This is a genomic window from Limosilactobacillus sp. C0001E2 (assembly GCF_056590915.1).
Genome location: NZ_JBWPXC010000002.1, coordinates 39,157 through 59,312, shown reverse-complemented (window position 1 = coordinate 59,312; position 20,156 = coordinate 39,157). Strand labels below are relative to the sequence as shown.

Annotated in this window: 22 protein-coding genes and 1 pseudogene; 6 read left to right on the top strand and 17 right to left on the bottom strand. The window is 39.2% G+C overall.

The features are described from left to right. Window positions 1-274: 274 nt before the first annotated feature. From ptsP to ulaG, 8 genes are all read right to left on the bottom strand, one after another. Window positions 275-2,005: a phosphoenolpyruvate--protein phosphotransferase gene (gene ptsP / locus AC1EKL_RS02510; protein WP_480188433.1), complete on the bottom strand. Its 1,731-nt coding sequence runs from the start codon at window positions 2,003-2,005 to the stop codon at window positions 275-277. Between the two features lie 138 nt (window positions 2,006-2,143). Then, on the bottom strand, window positions 2,144-2,878 hold the full coding sequence (locus tag AC1EKL_RS02505) for an L-ribulose-5-phosphate 4-epimerase (RefSeq protein WP_480188434.1): 735 nt from the start codon (window positions 2,876-2,878) through the stop codon (window positions 2,144-2,146). Window positions 2,879-2,899: 21 nt separating this feature from the next. Next, window positions 2,900-3,784: an L-ribulose-5-phosphate 3-epimerase gene (locus AC1EKL_RS02500; RefSeq protein ID WP_480188435.1), complete on the bottom strand. Its 885-nt coding sequence runs from the start codon at window positions 3,782-3,784 to the stop codon at window positions 2,900-2,902. 99 nt (window positions 3,785-3,883) lie between these two features. Continuing rightward, window positions 3,884-4,522 (bottom strand): 3-keto-L-gulonate-6-phosphate decarboxylase UlaD, encoded by a 639-nt coding sequence (locus AC1EKL_RS02495; RefSeq protein ID WP_295731963.1) that lies wholly within the window; start codon window positions 4,520-4,522, stop codon window positions 3,884-3,886. Window positions 4,523-4,540: 18 nt separating this feature from the next. Next, window positions 4,541-4,846 (bottom strand): PTS sugar transporter subunit IIB, encoded by a 306-nt coding sequence (locus tag AC1EKL_RS02490; protein WP_006916464.1) that lies wholly within the window; start codon window positions 4,844-4,846, stop codon window positions 4,541-4,543. A gap of 37 nt (window positions 4,847-4,883) precedes the next feature. Next, complete coding sequence (locus tag AC1EKL_RS02485; protein ID WP_480188436.1) at window positions 4,884-6,389, bottom strand: PTS ascorbate transporter subunit IIC; 1,506 nt, start codon at window positions 6,387-6,389, stop codon at window positions 4,884-4,886. Between the two features lie 24 nt (window positions 6,390-6,413). Next, a complete protein-coding gene (locus tag AC1EKL_RS02480; protein ID WP_480188437.1) occupies window positions 6,414-6,872 on the bottom strand; it encodes a PTS sugar transporter subunit IIA in 459 nt (152 codons plus the stop codon). A gap of 86 nt (window positions 6,873-6,958) precedes the next feature. Continuing rightward, window positions 6,959-8,032 (bottom strand): L-ascorbate 6-phosphate lactonase, encoded by a 1,074-nt coding sequence (gene ulaG, locus AC1EKL_RS02475; protein ID WP_480188438.1) that lies wholly within the window; start codon window positions 8,030-8,032, stop codon window positions 6,959-6,961. Window positions 8,033-8,266: 234 nt separating this feature from the next. Here ulaG and AC1EKL_RS02470 point away from each other — a divergent pair, with 234 nt between their 5' ends. Next, window positions 8,267-9,031 (top strand): DeoR/GlpR family DNA-binding transcription regulator, encoded by a 765-nt coding sequence (locus AC1EKL_RS02470; RefSeq protein ID WP_480188439.1) that lies wholly within the window; start codon window positions 8,267-8,269, stop codon window positions 9,029-9,031. 65 nt (window positions 9,032-9,096) lie between these two features. Here AC1EKL_RS02470 and AC1EKL_RS02465 read toward each other — a convergent pair. From AC1EKL_RS02465 to AC1EKL_RS02440, 6 genes and pseudogenes are all read right to left on the bottom strand, one after another. Continuing rightward, window positions 9,097-9,332, bottom strand: a pseudogene (locus tag AC1EKL_RS02465) (cytochrome b5 domain-containing protein). Window positions 9,333-9,417: 85 nt separating this feature from the next. After that, the gene (locus AC1EKL_RS02460) at window positions 9,418-10,404 is read right to left on the bottom strand and encodes an amidohydrolase family protein (protein ID WP_480188440.1); all 987 of its coding nucleotides are present in this window, start codon (window positions 10,402-10,404) and stop codon (window positions 9,418-9,420) included. 22 nt (window positions 10,405-10,426) lie between these two features. Beyond that, window positions 10,427-11,275 carry an Rpn family recombination-promoting nuclease/putative transposase gene (locus tag AC1EKL_RS02455; RefSeq protein ID WP_480188441.1) on the bottom strand — a complete coding sequence of 283 codons (849 nt, stop codon included), beginning with the start codon at window positions 11,273-11,275 and terminating at the stop codon, window positions 10,427-10,429. 121 nt (window positions 11,276-11,396) lie between these two features. Next, window positions 11,397-12,830 carry an NADP-dependent phosphogluconate dehydrogenase gene (gndA, locus tag AC1EKL_RS02450; protein ID WP_480188442.1) on the bottom strand — a complete coding sequence of 478 codons (1,434 nt, stop codon included), beginning with the start codon at window positions 12,828-12,830 and terminating at the stop codon, window positions 11,397-11,399. 116 nt (window positions 12,831-12,946) lie between these two features. Continuing rightward, window positions 12,947-13,819, bottom strand: coding sequence for a LysR family transcriptional regulator (locus AC1EKL_RS02445; protein WP_480188443.1), 873 nt, complete (start codon window positions 13,817-13,819; stop codon window positions 12,947-12,949). A gap of 10 nt (window positions 13,820-13,829) precedes the next feature. Beyond that, on the bottom strand, window positions 13,830-14,477 hold the full coding sequence (locus AC1EKL_RS02440; protein WP_480188444.1) for a histidine phosphatase family protein: 648 nt from the start codon (window positions 14,475-14,477) through the stop codon (window positions 13,830-13,832). A gap of 153 nt (window positions 14,478-14,630) precedes the next feature. On the opposite strand from AC1EKL_RS02440, the gene AC1EKL_RS02435 reads away from it, so the two are divergent. From AC1EKL_RS02435 to AC1EKL_RS02415, 5 genes are all read left to right on the top strand, one after another. Continuing rightward, window positions 14,631-15,401, top strand: a complete 771-nt coding sequence (locus tag AC1EKL_RS02435; protein WP_480172561.1) for a PTS mannose/fructose/sorbose/N-acetylgalactosamine transporter subunit IIC — start codon at window positions 14,631-14,633, stop codon at window positions 15,399-15,401. A 123-nt stretch (window positions 15,402-15,524) separates the two neighbouring features. Further along, window positions 15,525-16,322 (top strand): PTS system mannose/fructose/sorbose family transporter subunit IID, encoded by a 798-nt coding sequence (locus AC1EKL_RS02430; RefSeq protein ID WP_480188489.1) that lies wholly within the window; start codon window positions 15,525-15,527, stop codon window positions 16,320-16,322. 21 nt (window positions 16,323-16,343) lie between these two features. Beyond that, on the top strand, window positions 16,344-16,763 hold the full coding sequence (locus tag AC1EKL_RS02425) for a PTS sugar transporter subunit IIA (RefSeq protein ID WP_040455809.1): 420 nt from the start codon (window positions 16,344-16,346) through the stop codon (window positions 16,761-16,763). A gap of 13 nt (window positions 16,764-16,776) precedes the next feature. Then, on the top strand, window positions 16,777-17,253 hold the full coding sequence (locus tag AC1EKL_RS02420) for a PTS sugar transporter subunit IIB (RefSeq protein ID WP_480188445.1): 477 nt from the start codon (window positions 16,777-16,779) through the stop codon (window positions 17,251-17,253). Window positions 17,254-17,283: 30 nt separating this feature from the next. Next, window positions 17,284-17,835 (top strand): hypothetical protein, encoded by a 552-nt coding sequence (locus AC1EKL_RS02415; protein WP_480188446.1) that lies wholly within the window; start codon window positions 17,284-17,286, stop codon window positions 17,833-17,835. Between the two features lie 170 nt (window positions 17,836-18,005). On the opposite strand, the gene AC1EKL_RS02410 is transcribed toward AC1EKL_RS02415, so the two are convergent. From AC1EKL_RS02410 to AC1EKL_RS02400, 3 genes are read right to left on the bottom strand one after another with little or no spacing between them, the layout of a single operon-like run. Continuing rightward, window positions 18,006-18,293 carry a PTS sugar transporter subunit IIB gene (locus tag AC1EKL_RS02410; protein ID WP_480188447.1) on the bottom strand — a complete coding sequence of 96 codons (288 nt, stop codon included), beginning with the start codon at window positions 18,291-18,293 and terminating at the stop codon, window positions 18,006-18,008. Between the two features lie 18 nt (window positions 18,294-18,311). Beyond that, window positions 18,312-19,679, bottom strand: coding sequence for a PTS galactitol transporter subunit IIC (locus AC1EKL_RS02405; RefSeq protein WP_480190191.1), 1,368 nt, complete (start codon window positions 19,677-19,679; stop codon window positions 18,312-18,314). 18 nt (window positions 19,680-19,697) lie between these two features. Then, the gene (locus AC1EKL_RS02400) at window positions 19,698-20,153 is read right to left on the bottom strand and encodes a PTS sugar transporter subunit IIA (protein WP_480188449.1); all 456 of its coding nucleotides are present in this window, start codon (window positions 20,151-20,153) and stop codon (window positions 19,698-19,700) included. Window positions 20,154-20,156 lie beyond the last annotated feature (3 nt).

Genomic DNA, 20,156 nt, shown 5'->3' with positions numbered 1-20,156 from the left:
CTCCATATATTTGAACTATTATTATTTTAATAGGTTGTTTTTTTTAACTTTTATTATCATCGCAAATATTTCAAAAATGATTTTTTTATGAAATGATTGTTACTTTAATCGGCGAATTTTTTGTCTATTAGTTAACAAATAATTCAACTATTAGAAAATTAATTTTGCAAATTCTTTTTCGCAAGTCATCAGTGATCACTTGTTCAGCATAAACCAGTAAATCCATCAAAAAAAGACGACGTTTGCGCGTCGTCCTTTTTCTAATGATTAATTATTAATCAGCTAAGTTCAATTCTTTCTTGACCAAGTCGGCAACTTCTTCGTTTGTATCAAGGTGCATCGCCTTTTCAACCAACTTTGCACAGTCCTTGGTGTCCAGGTTCTTCATCATTGAACGCGTCCGTAAAATGGATGATGCTGACATTGAGTATTCATCCAGGCCCATTCCCATCAGCAATGGTAATGCCAATTCATCACCGGCCATTTCACCACACATGGCAGCCTTGGTACCATGACGGTGAGCAGCAGCGATGACGTGGTTAATCAAACCGAGGAAGGCGGGGTTCAATGGTTGATAAAGGTATGAAACAGCATCGTTGCCACGGTCAGCCGCGAAGTTGTATTGAATCAAATCGTTAGTCCCAATACTGAAGAAGTCAACTTCTTCCGCCATCTTGTCAGCGTTAATTGCGGCTAATGGTACTTCGATCATCATTCCGATCTTCACGTCGTCTCCAAGGCCACGGTGATCCTTTTGTAATTCAGTCTTACATTCTTCAAAGATCCGCTTAGCAGCTCGTAATTCTGCTAACGTCCCGATCATTGGGAACATGATGGATAATGGACCAAATTCAGAAGCCCGGATCAAAGCCCGTAATTGGGTCTTGAAAATTTCAGGACGATCCAAGCAAATCCGAATTGCCCGGTAACCCAAGAATGGATTCATTTCGTCTGGCAATGGTAAGTAGTCAAGTGGCTTATCCCCACCAATATCAAGAGTCCGTGCGACTACTGGCTTGCCCTTCATGCCAACAATGGCCTTCTTGTAGGCTTCAAATTGTTCATCTTCAGTTGGGAGGTGATCAGAACCCATGTAGAGGAATTCTGAACGGAATAAACCAACTCCGTCGGCACCCTGCTTCATCGCATCTTCTACATCATCAGGGGTCCCAATGTTGGCGGCAATTTCAAAGTGCTTATCATCCTTAGAAACGGAAGGTGCATCAACTAACTTAGCCCATTCAGCACGTTCCTTTTCAAAGGCTTCTGCTTTGGCTTGGTAGTCTTTAACTTGATCATCTGATGGGTCAACGATAATGTCCCCATGCAGACCATCAACAATCACATTTTGACCATTCTTAGCATTTGCTGTGATATCTTCCGCACCAACAACAGCTGGAATCCGTAAGGTCCGTGACATGATCGCAGCATGGCTCGTCCGGCCACCTAAGTCGGTCACAATCCCTTTAACAAACTTTGCGTCCATCTGTGAAGTATCAGAAGGTGTGATTTCTTTGGCAACAATCACTACTGGCTTGTCAATTCCGGCAATGTTTGGTAATTGCTTACCAAGCAGGTGACTCATCGCCCGCTTAGCAACGTCTTTAACGTCCGCTGCCCGTTCTTGCATGTACTTGTTATCAGTCATTGCTGCTAACATGTCAGCAAAGTTCGTCGTTACTTTATCAACAGCGGCTTCGGCACTCGTCTTGTTATTGTTGATGTCATCCTTAATTTGACCAAGCATTTCTGGATCTGAAAGGATAGCAATATGGGCATCGAAGACTTCTAGTTCTTCATCGCCCAAGCGACCCTTCGCATTTTCCTTAATCTTTTGCAATTCAGCAATCGAATCATTAAATGCTGTTTCTACACGAGCGTACTCTGCATCCGCATCACTAATCTTTTTATCCTTATCGTACGACAAATCTGGATCCACTAGTAAGTAGGCTGGCGCAATCCCAATTCCGTCACTAGCGGCGATCCCTTTAACGTCTTTTGACATGTTCTTTCCCCTTTTCATTCATGATTTAAATCACATGTTTAAATTATAAATCGTTTTCATCAACTTTGCTATATTAATTGATAAACGCTTTCAAAATTTTTAAAAAGAAAAGAAGCCGCCGCTTCTCTCCTTACTTAATTAATCTGCCGCGTGCTTAGCGTGATCTTTAGAATGGGCATTGTTTTGACCATAGTAAGCATTAGCACCGTGTTTCCGGTAGTAATGCTTATCCAGCAGGTATTGTGGCAGGTGCAAATCTTCATGCGTCAATTGCATGGCGTGGTAGTCTTCTTCTGCCACTACTTCCAGAACTTTAGCATTGTAAACCGCCTTATCTGGCGTTGGGCCCCAGGCAAAAGGACCATGTTGCATAACTAGGGCTGCTGGGGTGGCTTCATAGTCTAAGCCCCGTTCCTTAAAGGAACGCACAATTACCTTCCCGGTGTTGCCTTCATAATCTTCTTCGATTTCCTGCTTGGTTAAGGCATCCGCTGCTGGGACATCCGTGTAGAAAGTGTCCGCATGTGTCGTGTTCATGGCTGGAACGTCCATCCGCGCTGCGGCAAAGGAGACCCCCCATGGGGAGTGGGTGTGCACAATTCCCCCAATCTTTGGGAAGTGATTGTAAAGGTAAGTGTGGGTTGGCGTATCAGAAGATGGGTTGTAATCCCCTTCCACGACTTCGCCCTTCAGGTTAACCACTACCATGTCTTCAGGCTTCAAATCTTCGTAAGGAACTCCGGAAGGTTTGATAACGTAAAGACCCTTTTCACGGTCAATTCCAGAAACATTTCCCCAGGTGAAAGTAACTAACCCTAACTTCGGTAGTTGCATGTTAGCTTCATAAACTTCTTGTTTTAATTCTTCAAGCATTGTTTTTCTCCTTATTATTGATTACTTTTGAACGGGTTCTTGATGGATACCAACTTCATTAAAGAGGTCGTCAAAATAGCGTTTGGCTGCTTTAACTTCATCAATTGGATCCTGATCACCATTGTCACCAGTCCACATTTCGATTGTGTAACTGCCGTTGTAATCCAGGCGCACTAGTTCCTTAAGGAGACCGGCAAAGTCAACACAGCCATCACCAAACGGGACGTTTTTAAATTGACCCTTGAAAGTTGGCGTAACTGCCTTAGTATCCTTCAGATGGACAGCGGCGACATTATCAATGTGTTTTTCAAAGTCCACTGGGACGTAATTTTCTGGCCAAGCACTAAGGTTCCCCAAGTCTGGGTAAGCTTGCAGCCATGGACTATGAATTTGGCTCTTCAATTCCGCAATTTTTTCGATAGAGTTCAAGAATGGGTCGTCCATCGTTTCAATTGACAACATCACCATCTTTTTGGCAGCCATGTGGACACACTTAGCAAGGTTTTCGACATATAGTTCACGTGACATCATCGTTTTGTCTTCATAGTAGACATCGTAACCGGCCATTTGAATGTTATGAATGCCTAAATCAACTGCCAAATCAATGGCCTTTGCCATCATGTCCAACGACTTTTGACGAATTTTCGGATCTTTAGAGCCCAATGGGTAACGACGGTGGCCAGATAACATCATGGTGTTAATCCGACTATTGGTTGCCCACATGGCATCACGAAATTCAGCTCGTTGTTCCTTTGTCCAATCCAGCCGCGCTAAACGTTCATCGCTTTCGTCAATGGAAAATTCTAAAAAGTTAAAGCCTAATTGATGGACTAATTCAAATTTTTCTTTCCACGTCAGGTCCTGTGAAAGGGCCTTTTCATAAATACCCAATGCATTTTCTGTCATAACAACGATTCCTTCCTACTAAAAAAGCAATGACGAACCAATTACAGCCCGCCATTGCTTTGCAAAAAAAGAGATTATTTTGACTGAGGCAGTTTGTAATTAACCCCAAATACGGTCAATTTCGTTCTTGAACTCCAGTGCTGCTGCGTGTGGATCATCAGCGCCGTGGATTGCACGACCAGCGATGAAACAGTAAACCGGAAGGCCCTTGAATAACTTCAGAACTTCTGGCTTCACACCACCGGTAACGGAAACTTTAAAGCCCATGTCGATCAAACTCTTAACAGAGTTCAAATCCTTTTCACCCCAAGTTTGACCAGCAAACTTAGCGTCCCGGCTTTGGTGGTAAACTACTTGGTCAATCCCGTTGTCTAACCATTCTTGTGCCCGTTCCTTGTTGTCCCAGCCTTCATATAATTCAACTTGGACTTCAATTTCTTTTTGGGCGTTCGCCATGGTTGGAACGGTGGCAGCGTTGATACAAGTTAACCAATCAGCACCGTGTTCCTTCGCAACTTTCCCGATGTGGCCACCAGCATCCGCACATTTAGCATCAGCAAGCACAATCTTGTCTGGGGCAATTGCCCGAAGATCACTAACGGCGTCCATACCTTCTTGGTAGATCAAGAGGGTGCCGGCTTCGACAACATCAACGACATCGCTAACTTGCCGGGCCACATTCAACGCTTGGGCAGTAGTATCAGTGTCCAAAGCGACTTGTAACATTGGTTTAGTCATTATATTTACCCCTTTAGATTACTTGTTTAACTTTGCTTGAAGCTTCTCGTTGTTCTTAACGGCATCTTCAACTTCTTGCTTGGACATAACGTTCTTAACACCAATTACAATGGCACCACGCTTTTCAGCTTCGTCAAACATCTTAACGAATGGTAGTGAAGTGAAGACTACGTCATAGTTGCGGGCAGTCCCTTTTGCTTCAGAAACGGAAGTGTGATCAGACGTAGTAACGTTAAAGCCTAAGTCCTTCATTGCCTTCGTGGCAGTCCGTGAAAGCATTAAACTAGTTCCTGAACCATTTGCACATGCACTTAAAATTTTCATGATGTTTCCTCCTAAATTTACAGACCTAATTTATTAATTATTTAGCGGCGTCTGCTTCGTCTTCATGCATCTTCTTCCAAGCGTCGTAATCCTTAACGATTAAGAAGTAACCCTTTGGATCGTGACGGTATTCCAATTGTGGAATCAGAACGAAGATGATGATGACAACAGCGATACCAATGTATCCTAAGTACTTCATGATGACAGTTGCGAGTGGCCATACCGTTGCCCAGTCGAACATACCAAGGTAACCACCGTACGTTGCCATGCCAACCCAGGTAGCGATTAATGCAGAACCACCAACTTGGATTAATCCCGAGATGAATGGTGCAATCATGGCGTACTTGTAACCACCACGGTTGTTGGCAAAGACACCAATTGCCGCGTTATCAAAGAACAGTGGAATAAATCCGGCGATGACAATCGTTGGTGACTTGAAGACAATCAGTAAGATAATCATCAAGAATTGACCCAATGCACCGAACATAAAACCAATCGTTGCAGCGTTTGGTGAACCAAACCCTAAAGTTGCGGCAACATCGATCCCAGGAACGGAACCTGGTAACCAACGATCAGAAATCCCAGTGAATGATTCAGTTAATTCGTTAACGAATGTCCGAACCCCTAATTGCAAGATTGCGAGGTAAACGGCAAACATTAATGAAGTTTGAATAATGTAGAAGACAAAACTTTGACCAGCCTTCATAAATCCGGCTTTGATTAAGTAAGATGGGCCAAGGATAATTAAAATAATCCCGAAGAAGATGATCATCAGAATCGCGGTGGAAACCATGTTATCGTTGAACATTGATAACCAACCAGGAAGTTCGATATCTTCCAGACGCTTGGATTCAGTCTTACCCTTTGCTTTGGCACGCTTTTCCATCCATTCAGCCCATTTGGCAAAGATGAAAATCCCAAACATTTGTTGGTGGGCAATCCCAAATCCGGCACCATCAGTTAATTCCTGAGTAATACCAACGGTTAAGTTAGAACCAACGGCCCAGTAAAGACCGAGGACAATACTCATCACGATCAGTAACGGAATCCGTCCCATTTGTGGGAAACAGAAGAGGAAGAGCCAGAAAGCGGTCGCTGCTTGTTGAACTTGAACGTTACCAGTAGTAAAGACAGCCCGTAGCTTCGTGTACTTTTGGAAACGAACTAACAAAATGTTCATAATATAAGCAAACAATAGCAATAACATTGTGTCAGCGAACGAACGGCCAAACCGCTTCATGATCCCAACAGTAACCGCGTTTTGCCCGAAGTATGGGTCCGTAACCATGGCTGAAAGATGGAACCGGGACTTCAAACCAACCAGGATCGGCCGGAATGAAGTAACCAGTCCGCTTGAACCAACCGTTAAAATAAAGTAACCAATTGTGGCTTTTAAGAACCCAGAAAGTACTTCATACCATTTCTTCTTTTCCAGAAGGTAACCAATCAGAACAATAAACCCAACCATGAAGGCTGGTTGTTCTAGAATGTTTTTGGCGAAGTATTCCCAGATTGTCATAAAGACATTAAATACAGCATTCATTTTTCTTCACCTTTTTCGACAATCCTACATATTGTGCTTCTTCATTACGTCACGATAGTCATCCATGGTCTTGATCTTCAGCAAGTCATCAACCATGTCGTCTTCCATGAACATGTCAGATAAGTTTGCAATGTTTTTAACGTGAGTATCGTGATCCTTAGCAGCAAGCATAAAGAATAACTTGGCATCCTTTTCTGGGTTACCATCTTCAAAAGAAACCTTTTCTGGCATAATCGTGAAGCCAATCCCGGTTCCCAAGACACCGCTGTTTTCAGCTGAGGAGTGTGGCATTGCAACGCCAGGGACAATCACAATGTAAGGACCATATTCCTTAACATCAGAAATCACTTGATCGATGTATTGGTCAGTAACCAAATGATTATCCTTCATAACTTTCCCACTGATTCGAATTGCATCTTCCCAATTATCAGGATGCTTGTCAGTAATATTAACTAGTCCATTTTCTAAAAAGTAACGTAACATTATTTAAATCCTCCCATGCCCACCCGATCGTGGGCTAATTAACGTTTTTCATTCAATTTTCCTTCCGACCTAAGCTCGCAAGTGAATTAGAGTAATTCAGGGAATGGCAGGTCTGGCTTGTTCTTGAATGCGTCGTGGAAACCACGGTCATACATGTATTCAAAGTCATCCTTGTTTTGTGGGAAGCTGAATCCACCACCAACTTGCAGGATGTAAGGCTTGAAGTCGTAGTGGAGACGGTACTTCTTAAGTTCCCAAAGCTTGATAATATCCTTTGGATCAGCAAAGAAGTTTGACCAGATATCCCAGTGCATTGGAATAACAACCTTCGTCTTCAAGTCTTCAGACATCCGCAATACTTGGGAATCATCGAGCTTGTCGGTAATGCCCCGTGGGTTTTCACCGTAAGCACAAAGGGCAACGTCAATCTTGTTTTCGTTACCGTGCTTAGTGAAGGTGTTGGACATGTGGGAATCACCAGCGTCGTAGAGGTTACCACCAGAAGTTTCAAATAAGTAGTTAACCGCAACTTTGGCCATTTCTTGTGGCATGTGACCTGCTAAGGTAACGTTTGGATCATCTTCAGTAACTAATTCAGTCCGGTCAAATGATTCAAGAGCTTTGGTGTTAACAGCACCAACCTTGACTTCGTCGCCTGGCTTAACAACGATGGTCTTTTCAGCAGGAATTCCCCATTCGATCCATTCATCAACAACGCCTTGTGGGCCGATGAACTTAGCGTTTGGACAGTTCTTGTTAACACATGCGGCTGTGTAGATGTCCAAGTGGTCGTGGTGAGTGTGGGTAACACAGAGTGCATCGACATCCTTGAAAGCAAATGGGTCAATAACGTAAGGACGGTTCCGTAAGTTTGGTTGTTGAGCTTCAACACCGGCCATCCGCATCATTTGGTGACCCTTCCGCATCTTGCCATTACCATGGGTGTGCTTACCAGTACCGTTCCAAACATCGACTAAGATGTTGGTACCTTCATGAGTCTTTAACCAAAAGCCCATGCAGCCAGTCCACCATAAGCGGAAACTTCCTGCAGGAACCTTGTAATCAGCAATTTCTTCGTTGAGGTATTGACCCCATTCTGGGAAATTGTTCATTGCGTAATTTTCTGGAGTTACATCGTTAATATTCTTTGGTGATGCCATTGTAAATTCCTCCTAAGCAACATCTTTATTTGTTTACGAGTATAGAATATTATCTTAAGTAACCGATTTCAATCGTTTTATATGTTATTTTTCACTTTATATGATAATTAAATGTTATATCACAACTTTTTTCGTTTTTTGTAAGTAAAATAGCTGTATTTTGATAGTTATTTGTTATAATCACATATGAAATGATTATAGTGCACATATTACGGATGAATAGAAGGTATCAATATGAGAAATTCATACAAAAATATCGAAAACCGTCGTGAACACATATTAGACGTACTAAATAAAAACAAATCCATGACCATCGAGGAACTCAGCAAACACCTCAATGTCTCGGAAATGACTATTCGCCGCGATTGTAATAGCTTGGCGAAAATGGGAAGGATAACCCAGCATCTTGGGACCGTCAGTTTTGTTTCTCCAGAGAACGCTAGTAATAGTGACTCCCGTTACCGAATCAAAAGAAGTCTAGGAACTGAAGCAGCGAAAAACATTAGCGATCACGATATCGTATTTGTTAATTCCAGTTCAACTGCCTTTTATGCAGTTAAAGCATTGTTAAATAAAAAAGTTTCCATTATTACTAATAATGGAAACGTCGCTAAATTATTGTCGGATCATAATATCGCTTCAATTATCCTTTCAGGTGGAAATGTCAACAATCGTGATATTATGAGTGGCGATGTAGCAAACAGGACTTTTTTAAGTATGCGCTCTGACTGGGGAATCATTGGCTGTGCTGGTTTAAGCCTTGAACAAGGAATCTCTACTCCATGGATTGAGGAAGCTAATGTTAATCGCAATATTATTAAAAACTCGCGTCGATTAATTGTAGTTGCCGATTATAGTAAGTTTGGCAGCTTTTCGAACTTTACAATCGGTAAGATATCCGATATCGATATCTTAATCACTGATACGTTTGTTTCCGGAAAAACGCTTGATGCGTTTCGGAAACAAGGTGTCGAAGTTATTCAGGTAACGCAAATTTAAAATGATACAAAAAACGGGGCTGTTCAGAAAACTGAACGGTCCCGTTTTGATATTAAATAATATGTCTATTCTAATTTACCAACCACCGGTAGGCCCTTCAGCACCTTATCTTTATGCGGTGACTTGTTGAATAAGGCGTCGGTTAAATCACGGCCAGCCAGATTGCCGTGATTTAACCATTTTTCCAAGCGTCTTTTCCAGAAACATCATAAACGGTTCCGTTAATTGCAACATACGCTGGTTGCCCATTTTTACCATTAAACTTAGCTAATTCATCGGTTGAGTATACTTTTTCACTCATAAAAAGACCTCCTTAGATCAATAACGGTAGTTAACATCTTCATTATAGCGAAGTTCTTTCCACAATACGATTAAGCCGTCCATTATTAATGTTTTTTAAAGGCTTCATAAACTGGGTCGACTGCTTCTTCAGCCGCTTTCACGTTTTGAGACTTAAAGTAAATTCGGTTGGCATTGTTGTACATCACATCATTCAGTTCACTTTCTGTGAAAAGATCTGTGTTTTCGAGCCAAGTAGCCAGTTGATGATAAGAGTTAAATGTTGCTGACCACGGAGAGTCGGTTCCCCAAATTATTCTTTTCGATCCTAATATTTGCTTTGCAAGTCGCACTGTCTTTTGACATTTAGGATATGGAAAATCATCCTTCGTTTCTCCCTGAATATCCTGAATTGCCGAAAGATCTACCAAGATATTGTTAGACGGTTCAAACTGTTTCAATACATTTTCTAGACGATCAGGGTGATCCACATCCGGAAATGAAAGGTGGCAAACAACAAAGTCAAATTGTGGATATCGTTTTGCCAAGTTAACAATCGCTTCAGGTTGGTAACTAGTTTGCGTATAATCACCATAATCCACCGTTACCACAAAGCCAGGATAGTCCGCTAAGTAATGAAATATCTGCGAGCACCGAGGATCAATGTCTAAACGAAACGGTTGGTGGAATCCGTGCAAGCCACCACCCTGACTAATCTCGAATTTAATAGCACGAAAGCCTAGCTGTTCAACATGACGCTTTACAATATCTAATGCAAAGTCATCAAATGGATCGACAGAAAATGCACCAATAAATTTCCCGGGAAATCGTTTTACGACTTGGTAGGTGTAATAATTCTGGTAACCATTCAAAGTCCCTTGGAGCAACACCGCTTTACTAATGTGTTCTTGCTCCATTACCGGAAGATATTTTTCAACTAAGAAATTATCATCACCCCAACCATCAGGAATCAAATGAATAATTTCCCCATTATCCCAAATTGCATAGCCATTGCCCAAGGGACTAAGTCGTCCTTGTCCCTTAGCACCAGCTAGTTCGCGCACCAAGTGAAGGTGACCATCAATCTTTTGCATATCCATCCCTCTACCTATTCTATTATTCAACGTACTGCTTAACCTTATCATAGCTCAGGTTAAACTTATTCATTAACTTATGAATTACTTTTTCTCGATCTGGTTCATACTCTGAAAGGAGTTGCGCTGTCGTTTTAATAGTTTCCTTCCTACCTTCAGCTTTGCCCTCAGCCCTAGCATCCATCAGATTCATTTCATAACTCATGAATTTCTGCCTTCTTTCTGGATCCTGTTTAATACGTTCCATTTCTTGAACCACCTGTGATACTAGTGGATCTTCCATCACTGGTTGGTTCTCCATCAATTTAAGGAAGTTTCCTATCTCAATACTATCATGAAAATCGTCCGCTTTGGCATTGAAAATAACCTTATGTTGACCATCATCAGCGGTTAACTTTGGATCACGATCACATCGACACTGAAAACTATATTTAGACCATCCACGACCATAATAATCAAAATCACAAAAGATAATTACGTAGGTTGGATATTCGGATAACTTATCATAATCATCGCCAACCTTTAACAAGTCATAATCGATTTGATCTTGGTAATAGCGTAATCGGTAAGGCAAGTTATGACGATTAGCGACTTGCATCTCAATGACAAACACCCGTCCCTTTTCATCTTGAGCATATACATCAAATCGACTTCCACGCGCATCAAACGGACCATTAATTGTCCTTTGAGTTTCATTGAACTTAATTTTCGTGACCTTCAATTCCGGCACTGCACATTGAATTAATTTCAAACAAATATCCCGGTTCTCCATCACCATCCCAAACATAACATCATTTGAAATTTTTAAATTGTTCCATTTACTAATTAACCCTTTAATCATCATCGTTTTTGATTGTAATTTCACTTTCATTATTACCTCACAGATAAGATTGGCAAAAAAATATCCGCCTATTATTAATAGACGGAAGAAATTACAAATTGCATTAAAAAAAGAGCGGAAAATCCGCTCCTTTTCAACAATAAAGATTAAATTATTGTTCTTCGTACCAGCTGTAGTGGAAGTTACCAGGACGGTCAGTACGTTCATAAGTGTGAGCACCGAAGTAGTCACGTTGTGCTTGAAGCAAGTTAGCAGGAAGCACTTCTGCACGATATGAATCGTAGTAGTTAATAGCAGCGCTCAATGATGGAGTTGGTACACCGGCCTTAACGGCAAGAGCAACAACGTCTCGAGTAGCCTTTTGGTACTTCTTAGCAATGTCCTTGAAGTAGTCATCAAGAAGCAAGTTCTTGAGTTCAGGGTTCTTATCAAAGGCATCAGTAATCTTTTGTAAGAATTGTGCACGAATAATGCATCCTTCACGCCAGATTTGTGCTAATTCACCATACTTAAGGTTCCAGTCGTAACGGTCAGAGTCGATCCGCATTTGTTCGAATCCTTGAGCATAGCTCATAACCTTACCGAAGTAGAGAGCTTGACGAATCTTTTCGATCATTGCTTCCTTGTCATCAATTGAGATGGCTTCAGTTTCTACTGGTAATTCCTTGCTTGCCTTAACACGTTCGTCCTTCATCATGGAGATGTAACGTGCGTAAACAGCTTCAGTAATTACTGATTGAGGAGCACCACCATCAAGAGCAGTCATTGAACTCCACTTACCAGTACCCTTGTTAGCACCACGGTCAAGAATCATGTCAACGATTGGCTTGTTCTTGTCATCACCAAGGTCATCATTACGAGTAAGAATGTCAGCAGTAATGTTGATCAAGAATGAGTCTAATTCGCCTTGATCCCATTCGTGGAAAATCTTAGCCATGTCATCAACACTCAAGCCAAGAACGTTACGCATAACGTTGTAGCTTTCGTCGATTAATTCTTCATCACCATATTCGATACCATTGTGAACCATCTTTACATAGTGGCCGGCACCATTAGGTCCGATGTAAGCAACACAAGGCTTGCCGTCTTCAGCTTTAGCGGCAATCTTAGTCAAGATAGGAGCAACTAAGTCATAAGCTTCCTTTTGACCACCAGGCATTAAGGAAGGACCATGGAGGGCACCTAATTCACCACCGGAAACACCCATTCCGATGAAGTTAATACCTGATTTGTCAAGCTTAGCATTCCGTTCCATAGTGTCGTGGAAGTTAGTGTTACCACCGTCAATCAGAACATCACCCTTATCAAGTAATGGCAATAATTCGTCAATAACAGCATCAGTTGGTCCACCAGCCTTAACCATTAAGAGGATCCGACGTGGCTTTTCAAGTGAGTCAACAAAGTCCTTAATAGTGTAGCTAGGGATTAACTTCTTATCACTGTGGTCCTTCATCATTTCGTCAGTACGGTTACGGTGACGGTTATAAACCCCAACAGTAAAACCGCGACTTTCGATGTTTAAGGCCAAGTTCTTACCCATAACGGCAAGACCTACAACACCAATTTGTGCTTTCTTATCTGACATTGTGTTGTCACACTCCTTAATAAATAAAAAAATACTTTTACAGTGACCATTATAACAGAAAGCTAGATTTGTGAAAGATTTAATTTGAGAAATATTGATCAAGGCTCCAAATACCATTAAACAGACCTAGTCAGATAAAATTTCATTAGTGAAATCATTTGTCTAATCGGAGAACTTTTAACACTATTTTTTGACTGAATAGCATATACTGGATATTCAAATTTTAATTCTGCCAAATGATGTCTATTTAAAGATTCTTTATATAGATTAGTAATCTGGCTTGGTACAATTGCCCATTGATCACTGTTTAACAAGATTGGAATTGTGTTCATAACGGTATTAGTCGTTATTGCTGGTGTAATAGTACTATCCCAACACACATTATGCCAAACCTTATACCTATCGTTGTTATAATCGATAAATACTTCATTACGTTTATCTAAATTTTCTACTGAAATATTATCAGGCAAACGGTTATTTCCACTGGTAACAGCTACTAAATGATCACTAAATATTTTTGTTGAAGATAATTTGGGATTATTAGTATCAAATGGTTGGATACCAATATCAGCTTGCATTTCATTAACTAATCTATCAATATTTTCACGATCTGTACATTTAATATTTAACCGAATTTCAGGATTAGATAGATTAAAAAATTTTACTAATGGAGAAATATATAAACCACAAATATCAAATGTTGTTGCAATTGTTATACGATCATAATGTGGTTCATTTTTTAACTCATTTGCACTTTCGATTATACTAAGATATTGCTTTGCTAAAGGAATGAACTTCTTTCCATGTTCAGTCAGCGTAATCTGAGCATGACCTTTGACACGATTAATTAACTTCACACCAAGATGTTTTTCTAACTTGTTAAGGCGGTTGCTAACTCCCGCTTGCGTTATAAATAAAGCATCTGCTGCTAAAGATATTTGTCTATACTTAACAATCTTCAAAAAGGTTTCTACTAATTCTGAATTCATTGCTACACCATTAATTTAATAGAACATTATATTTTTTTAGAGAAACAATACCCTGATTCACATTGAAAATAGTTACTCCCCCATTTATTGGAACGTTATTTTTGCCAGCAACATTTGCTCCATAATATTCACTAATCGTTCTTATAAACGTCCCATGTGAAACTATTAAAACATTATCTGTTTCTTTGAGTGGTTCAAGTTTAAGTACAAAACGTTTCCAGCGATCAATAATTTCACGATATGATTCAGCGTATTTATTTTCGTCTGTAATTAACATAAGGGAACGTACTTCTTCCATTCCACCGTGCTTAATTATATCATTTTGATCATCATACGGCGTCGTTCTTGTAATCTTTGACCAAACATTATCACAAGGTAATCCATCAAAAGATCCAAAGTTCACTTCTCGAATATCACTATTAGTTATGTAAAGTAATTTCTCAAGATGAAGTTCTCCTATAATATCTCGGGTCGTTTGAACAGCTCTTCCTAAATCCGAAGAAAAAATTTTTGTGAAATTAATATTTCGCAAAGATTTTCCTACTTGTTGCGCTTGAGCATGTCCCTTTACAGTTAAAAATGAATCAATCTGTCCCTGCATTCGCCCAAGCTTATTTAAAAACGTTTCCCCATGACGAACTAAATATAATTTAGCCACAGTAATCACTCCTAAATATTTTATTTCAAAAATTAAATATAACGGCTTGTAATGTATACGCTTTCAATTATAATAAAAAGTGAATAGAAAGTTAAACATTCTAGATACCTAGCTTTCTAATTTATTTTTGCAATTATTTTAGGAGGTTATTTTATGCACGTGACTTTAACTGTGTGGCAAGCGTTGTTAATAGCATTATGGGTTGCATTAGTTGAATCTCGTATTCTTGGATTTGCTACATTAACAATGAGATTTAGTCCACTAATGACCGGAATGATGGTTGGTCTTATTATGGGACAAATGCATCGTGCTGTTATCATCACAGCCGCAATTCAATTAGTTTATATGGGATTTGTTGCTCCAGGTGGTGCCTTACCGGCTGAACCATGTATCGCGGCAGCGATTGCTGTCCCTGTAGCGATCATGGGAAATATGAGTCCGCAGGCTGCAATTGCTATTGCAGTGCCAGTTGGATTACTGGGTAGTTATTTGTATCAATTCCGTTTCTTCCTTAATACTTTCGCCTTAAAGCCAATGGATAGATACGCAAAAGAAGCTAATGCACATGGATTAAGAATTTCTATTATGGCAATTCCAACTGTTATTTCATTCTGCTTATTCATTCCATTAATTTTTATCGCTCTTTACTTTGGTGCTCCAGTAATTGCTCATGTTGTCGCAAATATTCAACACGGAACTATTATTCACGTACTAACCAGTGTTGGTGGTGGATTAGCTGCATTAGGGATTGCCGTTATTATGCAAGTAATTGGTAAGCAAAAATTATTACCATTCTTCTTCCTTGCCTACTTTATGAGTGTTGCTTTTGCAAAACTAAACATTAACATGACAATTTACGCTGCATTTGGAATCATCTTCGCGTTCTTATATGTAATGTTTACCCAAAAACAAGTTGATAATTAGTAAGGAGGGTCAATATTGAGTAAAGAAAACGATGCCCCAAAGGGACAAAATCAAAACGTTGAACCAGAATCAAACCATAAGGGTCAAATCCCGCAACCGGATAAAATAACAAATCGTGATTTAATGAAAGCATGGTTTGGATGGTGGTGGGCTAATGAAGTTAACCACACATTTGACCGAATGCTTGCTCCTGCCTTCTGTTTTGGATTAATTCCAATTTTAAAAAAGTTATATAAAACTAAAGACGAGCTAGCAAAAGCTTTCCAACGTCACTTGCTATTCTTCAATACCCAATGTACATGGGGTGGTGGGACACTAATGGGAGTTACCATCTCCCTGGAAGAAGCCCGTGCTAGAGCAATGGCCAATGGCGAAGAAGCTATTTCTACCGATATTATTTCCAACACTAAAGTTGGGCTAATGGGTCCACTAGCCGGAATTGGTGATTCTATTGACTCAGGTACCGTGCAATATATTTTTATTGCCATCTTCTTACCATTTGCACAAAAGGGTAATTTCTTAGGATGTCTTTTACCATTCCTCTGCTTTGCAACCGCTACCTATATTTATGGTTACTACTTTACAAAGATGGGATATTCACTAGGTCGGTCTGCCGCTAAAGAAATTATGACTTCTGGTCGAATGTCATCAATTATTGATGGACTAGGTGTTTTAGGACTATACATGATGGGAATTATGGCTGGACAGTACGTTAAAATCAAGAGTTACTTGAAATTCACAATTTCTCATAAAACATTTGATGTTCAATCGATTTTAAACACCATTATGCCAGGAATTCTTCCTTTAACAGCAATCTTACTTCTCTATCTATACTTCCAGAAGAAGGGGCTTAAGATTACTCGTGGATTAATTTACTTAACCCTTATTTTAATTGTTCTATCTTGCTTCTATATCGTTTAATACACTGGAGATGTTGATAAATTGAAAAAACGTGCATTTTTACTCGTTACCCATGGTGATATGGGTATCGAAACTGTAAAAAGTCTCGAACTTTTGATGGGTGAACAAAAAAATGTCACCGGACTTGGATTACACCAAGGTGAATCGGTTGATGATCTTAAAAATAAGGTCCTAGAAGTTTTGGATAACAACAAGGATCAATATGATGAAACGATTATTTTAGTTGATCTACTTGGTGGTAGTCCATCCAATGTTGCATTACGTTCATTAGCTAATTATCGAGATTTAAAGATTATTACTGGTTTGAACTTACCTGTACTAATCAACTTGATTAATTTTACAGATACCGAAGATGATACAAACAAGTTAATTAAAGATTCAATTGAAGTTGGACAAAATGGTATGAAGTTAATTGATATTAACTTTTTAAATAACAAATAAAGGAGAGATCGTTATGGGTGAAATTAATATGGCTCGTGTAGATGACCGGCTTATTCACGGAAAGGTTATGCAAAAATGGACTAAAGGACGTGGAACAAACTCCGTTTATGTTGTCGATAATGCAACTGCAGCCGATGATTTTCTAAAAGATATCTACGTTTCAACAAATTCTACAGGTGGATTAAAGATTAAAGTATTTTCCACAAAGGAAGTTGCTGATGAATGGAATAAAGATCAATTTGGTAATGATAAAGCATTAATTGTTTTCAAAAACGTTAAAGAATTAAAGGAATCCTATGACAACGGATTACCTTTAAAAGAAGTTGACGTAGGTGGGGCTGCTAAAAAGCCCGATACCGTCTCACAACCAATTGGAGATGTTTCACTTACTCAAGATGACATCAATGATCTAAAAGAATTGGTTAATGATGACGTTGAAGTTTACTTCCAGTCAGTACCTGAATCACGTAAAGTAAATTTTAAGGCATAAAATAAACAGATAGGAAGGTGGTGAACTTTATTGACTCAGCAGAATAATCGTCAGTATAAAGTGACTGCCGATCCTGTCAGAATTCTAATAATCGATATCGCGTATGTATTAATTATCAGTGGACTTTTATCCATTTTATGGGTAAAAACAATTATAATTTGGAAAGTATTTGCTGTTTTCTTTGCGATTCTATTTTTAATTTTAACTTGGAAAACTTCAAAACCATTAATTACTAGAAAAACACTATATTTAATTAATGACCAAGGAGTAACTGATTTCACCCAAAAGAAGCCTGTTACAATTCCCTGGCAATTAATCAAAAAAATAGAACTCGTTCCTAACAATGCTACTTATCAAATTGGAATAATTGCATTTGATGTCATTACGGACCAAAAGAAAACTGCTCAGCAAATTCAAAATAATTATTCAGAAAATGGTAATTTAGCAATTTACTCAATTATTATTGATGGATTTAAGTTCAGACGTAAGCCCTTCTTGGCTATATATAATGAGCTTAAGCGGCAGGGACTTATTTATAATCCTAAAATATTAATTAATGAGCAACATAACTTATTAAGTTAGATCAAGAATCCAGATTAGTCTGAAAAAGACTAATCTGGATTCTTTAGTATGACTCTATAAATTAATACAAAACATCATTGTCTAATCGCATACACATAAGAAGAGCTCCATCATGATGTATACATGATGGAGCTCTTCAATTTATTCAAATTTGAATTAATATAACGCGATTAATTCAAACCTAACTTATCTAAAATTTCTTCATAGGCTTTATCAGCACCCATACCAGTAAGAATTGGTAAACCACTGATTAACTTATCCTTGACATCATCTGGTACAACTGTTGTGCTTACAAATGCATCATATTCATCAATATGATTAATTTGTTCAGCAATATTACCCTTTAGCATCTTAACCTTGTCAAGCACACCCTTGGAGTCTAAGAAATCACGAATCTTACCTTCAACAACAGTTGAAGTAGCAATACCGCTACCACATACAACCATTAAAGTCTTCATAATTAATACTCTCCTTTTCTATTTATCAGCTACAGCTTCATCTTTAGCCTTGTGAAACTTATTATACCAGATCATGATAGCAAGCGTTACCACACCAATTAAGCCAATACCACCCCAAGTCATGATCTTACCAAGGCCGATAATCAACCAAGTTGTCCATACACCACCATCACTCAAAACAGTAATGGAACTTGCGCCTTGTAATCCGAAATGAGCAGCCTTTGCAGAAGCAGTGACAAATGGCGCAACCCATGAGGCAATGTAAAGCGTAATGATGATATCAACAATCCCACCAATTAAAGTACGGAAAATATCACCACGGAATACGGCAGCCATAATGGCAATCATATATGGAATTGTTGCTAAGTCACCAAATGGTAATGTACTGTTCCCTGGAAGAATAACAGCAATTAATAGTGTAATTGGTACTAAGATCAATGCAGAAGACAGAACTGTTTCGTTACCAGCAGCTAAGGCACTATCCATCCCAATGTAAAGGTTACGACCTGGGAAGTGCTTCTTAATAAAGTCGTTGGCACCTTCAGAAATTGGCGTCAAACCTTCCATTAAGAGTGATACCATACGTGGCATTAAGACAAGAACAGCAGCAGTAGTTACGCCAAGTTGCAGAGTCTTAGCAAAAGAGTACTTAGCCAGCAAACCAATAATAATACCAATAATCAGTCCCATTACTGAGGCATCACCGAATACCCCCATCCGCTTTTGAACAGTTTTTGGTGTAATCTTAATTTTGTTAATACCAGGAATTCGGTCCATCAACCAATTTAATGGTAAAGCAAGTAAAAATCCTGGAGCAGAAGCACCTTGTGGGAAAGAAATACCAGGTAAACCATATTGCTTTTGAATATATGGAGCTGACACGTCGGCTAACAGATAAATAATCATGATGTGAACAACCATCGTGAAAATACCTAATGCAAAGTTATGAGTTACCGCATAAACAATAGAACCTGTGAAGGCAATGTGCCAGTAATTCCAAACGTCAACATCAAGCGTTTTTGTCAGTCCAATAATCAGTCCAATAATCAGTAAAATAACATTAGTAATAACACCAACCGGAATTGCTAAACTTCCAAGAACTGTACCATAGGCAACAGCAGATCCAGCTGGCCAACCAATATCCAAAGTTGAAAGGTTTAAACCAAAGTTACGAACCATTGCATGTGAAGCAGGGCCAAGGTTCTTAGTCAATAAAGTAATAACTAAGTTCAAACCAACGAACCCGATCCCAACTGTTAAGCCTGCCTTAAAAGCCTTACCAGGGGTAATTCGTAAAATTAAAGCAAAAATGAATAAAAGAATTGGGAGCATTACACTAGCTCCAAGGTTAACAAACCATTGCAATCCCGCACTAACTGCGCTCATATTGTTTCCTCCTCAATATTATCCAATAATCCCGTTTTCCTTCATCAGTGAAATAAAGTCATCAATTGACGATACACTTTGAACAGCTGTCATTGCTTCTTCGTTTTGGAACAATGCCATTAATTTTTGTAGCATCGTTAATTGATCATCTGATTTTTTCAAGGCCAGCATAAAAATAACTTTTACTTGAATCTCAGCATTATCTCCCATTTGATGGAAAGTTACGGGTTCCTTCAATCGCATGAAGCCAATTTGTGGTTCAACAACTTTATCAGGATCACAATGTGGAATTGCAACACCGATTGTTTGCGTCATTAAACCCGTGGGAAAACTAGCTTCACGCTTTAAAATAGCATCCTTATACTCATCAGTAACAACTCCAGCATCATGTAAATGATTTGCCAATTGAGTTAGCGCATCTGTATTACTGGAGGCACTTTGATCAAAGAACACCACTTTTTTATCAAAAAGCATTTT

Bases quoted from the DNA above. Each gene is read 5' to 3' on its own strand.
- AC1EKL_RS02480 (WP_480188437.1), bottom strand. From the start codon at position 6,872: ATGTTACGTTACTTTTTAGAAAATGGACTAGTTAATATTACTGACAAG.
- ulaG (WP_480188438.1), bottom strand. From the start codon at position 8,032: ATGGCATCACCAAAGAATATTAACGATGTAACTCCAGAAAATTACGCA.
- gndA (WP_480188442.1), bottom strand. From the start codon at position 12,830: ATGTCAGATAAGAAAGCACAAATTGGTGTTGTAGGTCTTGCCGTTATG.
- AC1EKL_RS02460 (WP_480188440.1), bottom strand. From the start codon at position 10,404: ATGCAAAAGATTGATGGTCACCTTCACTTGGTGCGCGAACTAGCTGGT.
- AC1EKL_RS02455 (WP_480188441.1), bottom strand. From the start codon at position 11,275: ATGAAAGTGAAATTACAATCAAAAACGATGATGATTAAAGGGTTAATT.
- AC1EKL_RS02500 (WP_480188435.1), bottom strand. From the start codon at position 3,784: ATGACAGAAAATGCATTGGGTATTTATGAAAAGGCCCTTTCACAGGAC.
- AC1EKL_RS02410 (WP_480188447.1), bottom strand. From the start codon at position 18,293: ATGAAGACTTTAATGGTTGTATGTGGTAGCGGTATTGCTACTTCAACT.
- AC1EKL_RS02445 (WP_480188443.1), bottom strand. From the start codon at position 13,819: ATGAATTCAGAATTAGTAGAAACCTTTTTGAAGATTGTTAAGTATAGA.
- AC1EKL_RS02400 (WP_480188449.1), bottom strand. From the start codon at position 20,153: ATGCTTTTTGATAAAAAAGTGGTGTTCTTTGATCAAAGTGCCTCCAGT.
- AC1EKL_RS02495 (WP_295731963.1), bottom strand. From the start codon at position 4,522: ATGACTAAACCAATGTTACAAGTCGCTTTGGACACTGATACTACTGCC.
- ptsP (WP_480188433.1), bottom strand. From the start codon at position 2,005: ATGTCAAAAGACGTTAAAGGGATCGCCGCTAGTGACGGAATTGGGATT.
- AC1EKL_RS02405 (WP_480190191.1), bottom strand. From the start codon at position 19,679: ATGAGCGCAGTTAGTGCGGGATTGCAATGGTTTGTTAACCTTGGAGCT.
- AC1EKL_RS02490 (WP_006916464.1), bottom strand. From the start codon at position 4,846: ATGAAAATTTTAAGTGCATGTGCAAATGGTTCAGGAACTAGTTTAATG.
- AC1EKL_RS02505 (WP_480188434.1), bottom strand. From the start codon at position 2,878: ATGCTTGAAGAATTAAAACAAGAAGTTTATGAAGCTAACATGCAACTA.
- AC1EKL_RS02420 (WP_480188445.1), top strand. From the start codon at position 16,777: ATGGGTGAAATTAATATGGCTCGTGTAGATGACCGGCTTATTCACGGA.
- AC1EKL_RS02430 (WP_480188489.1), top strand. From the start codon at position 15,525: ATGAAAGCATGGTTTGGATGGTGGTGGGCTAATGAAGTTAACCACACA.
- AC1EKL_RS02435 (WP_480172561.1), top strand. From the start codon at position 14,631: ATGCACGTGACTTTAACTGTGTGGCAAGCGTTGTTAATAGCATTATGG.
- AC1EKL_RS02470 (WP_480188439.1), top strand. From the start codon at position 8,267: ATGAGAAATTCATACAAAAATATCGAAAACCGTCGTGAACACATATTA.
- AC1EKL_RS02485 (WP_480188436.1), bottom strand. From the start codon at position 6,389: ATGAATGCTGTATTTAATGTCTTTATGACAATCTGGGAATACTTCGCC.